Consider the following 2,401-nt stretch of genomic DNA (forward strand, 5'->3'; position numbering starts at 1 on the left):
GCTCGATCTGCGCGGGTGCGGCGACTCCAACGGAGTGTGGGCGCCCGACCTGACGTACCACGACGGTCAGTTCCACCTCGTCTTGCCCCCCGCACCGGCCGGTGGGTGCGTCAGCCTGCGGAGCAGGTGGGGCTCAGGCTGCCGGCGGTGCCGTTGGCCTGGAACCCGAACTCGGTGGACTGCCCGGCGCCGACCTGACCGTTGTAGGCGACGTTGGTCCAGTTCGTCGTGCCGGTGTTACCACTGCGGTTGGCGCTCCAGGCGTTGGTGACCGTGGCACCGGACGGCAGTCCGATCGACACCGTCCACCCGTTGAGCGCCGACGAGCCCGCGGTCACCCGCACGTTCGCCACGAAGCCACCGTTCCACTGGTTCACCGACACCGTGGCGGTGCAGCCACCCGTGCCCGGCGGCGGCGTGGTGGGCGGGTCGGTCGGCGGGTCGGTGGGCGGGTCGGTCGGCGGGTCCGTGGGCGTGGTGCCGTTGTTCAGCGCGGCGAGAACAGCGTCGTACGCAGGCTTCTTCGAGCCGTTGCTGTTGAACAGCAGCGGGGTCTGCGAAGCGCGCCACGAGTCACTGTCGCGGATGCCCCACACCGTGATGCCGTTGCAGCGGGCAACGGCCAGGCAGTCCTCGACGACGCTGCGGTACGTGTTCGCCGAAGCGCCCTGGATGTCCAGCTCGGTGATCTGCACGTCCACACCGAGCGCGGCGAAGCTCGACAGGGTGGTGCGGTAGTTGCTCACGTACGGTGAGTCGTTGTTAAAGTGCGACTGGAACCCGACGCAGTCGATCGGCACGCCACGGGCCTTGAAGTCGCGCACCATGTTGTAGACGCCCTGGGTCTTGGCGTGCGTCCAGTTGTCGGTGTTGTAGTCGTTGTAGCAGAGCTTCGCGCCCGGGTCCGCGGCACGCGCCGCCCGGAACGCCGCCTCGATCCAGTCGTTGCCGGTGCGCTGGAGGTTGGAGTCGCGACGGCCTCCGGAGCTGCCGTCGGCGAACGCCTCGTTCACCACGTCCCACGCCACGACCTTGCCACGGAAGTAGGTGGCCACCTGCGTGACGTGGTTGAGCATCGCCTGCCGCAGCGCGCTGCCGCTCATGCTCTCCATCCAGCCGGGCTGCTGCGAATGCCACGCCAGGGTGTGACCCCGCACGCTCATCCCGCGGCTGCGGGCGTGGTTGACGATCTGGTCCGCCGCCCCGTAGCTGAACTGGTTCTGCTGCGGCTCGGTGGCGTTCATCTTCATTTCGTTCTCGGCGGTCACCATGTTGAACTCACGGTTCAAAATCGTGGTGTACGCGCTGTCGGAGAGCTTGAAGCCGGCCACCGCCGTACCGAAGTAGCGACCCTTCTCGGCGGCGGACGCGCCGAGCGTCGTCCCGGCGGAGGCGGGCGCCGTCGCGAACAGCGCCATGCCGGCGGCGAGGGCACCCGCGCCGGCCAGCGCGACGGCGGCTCTGGATGCCGCCTTCCATCTCGGACTTCTCATCGTGTGACTCCTTTGAGGGTGGTGGGGTGGGAAGGGGAGATCAGGACACCGAACAGGCGGCACCGTTGAGCGCGAACGAGGTGGGCTTGCCGGTGCCGCCCTCGTGCGTGGCCTGGAAGCCGATCTCGACCGACGCGTTCGGGGCGATGGTGTTGTTGTAGGAGACATTGCGGGCGGTCACCGCGCCGCTCACCGGGGCGTACTGGGCGTTCCAGCCGCTGGTGATGCGCTGTCCGCTGGGCAGCGTGAAGGTCAGCGCCCAGCCGTTCACGGCGGTGGCACCGGTGTTGGTGATGACCACGCTCGCGGTGAAGCCGCTGTTCCAGGCGTTGACCGTGTAGCCGACCCGGCAGGCGCCCTCGGTCGGCGGCGGCGTGGTCGGGGGCGGAGTCGTCGGGGGCGGAGTCGTCGGGGGCGGAGTCGTCGGCGGCGGGGTGGTCGGGGGCGGGGTCGTCGGCGGCGCGGTGCCGTCCAGCCCGAAGAAGCGGATCACCTGCGCGGCGTCGACCGGCAGGTTGTGCGTGACACCCTGCATGCTGATCGCCTCGACGGGCGCCATCGGGCCGCTGCTGCCGTACCGGGTGCGGGTGTGGCCGGACTGCGGGGAGTCGGTGTACGTCGGGGTCTGGCTCAACCCGTGCACGTTGGTCCACTGCTTGACCTGCTCGCCGAAGTTCGGATAGCGCAGCGTCTCGTCGTTGGCGCCGTGCCAGATCTGCATCCGGGGTCGCTGGCCGGTGTAGCCGGGGTACGCCTCCCGGACCAGGTCACCCCACTGCTGCGACACGCCGAAGTCCAGCGCGCGGGACAACGCCGGCTGGATGAGGTCGAGGATGTCGTCGACCCTCGGGCTGCTCGACGGGCACGCCCGGCACTGCATGCACGAGGGCGCCGCCGAGGGTCGGGCC

1 protein-coding gene and 2 pseudogenes are annotated in these 2,401 nt (G+C 69.8%); 1 reads left to right on the forward strand and 2 read right to left on the reverse strand.

Annotated features, from left to right (window positions below; translation table 11 throughout):
- Positions 1 to 110 precede the first annotated feature (110 nt).
- On the reverse strand, positions 111 to 1,418 hold the full coding sequence (locus tag ABZ749_RS33925; protein ID WP_357235191.1) for an endo-1,4-beta-xylanase: 1,308 nt from the start codon (positions 1,416 to 1,418) through the stop codon (positions 111 to 113).
- A gap of 115 nt (positions 1,419 to 1,533) precedes the next feature.
- Positions 1,534 to 2,274: pseudogene (locus ABZ749_RS33930) on the reverse strand (cellulose-binding domain-containing protein); the annotation flags it as partial.
- A gap of 64 nt (positions 2,275 to 2,338) precedes the next feature.
- Here ABZ749_RS33930 and ABZ749_RS33935 point away from each other — a divergent pair.
- Positions 2,339 to 2,401, forward strand: a pseudogene (locus ABZ749_RS33935) (transcriptional regulator); the annotation flags it as partial.

Source organism: Micromonospora sp. NPDC047753, from assembly GCF_040642735.1.
Taxonomy (GTDB): Bacteria; Actinomycetota; Actinomycetes; order Mycobacteriales; family Micromonosporaceae; genus Micromonospora.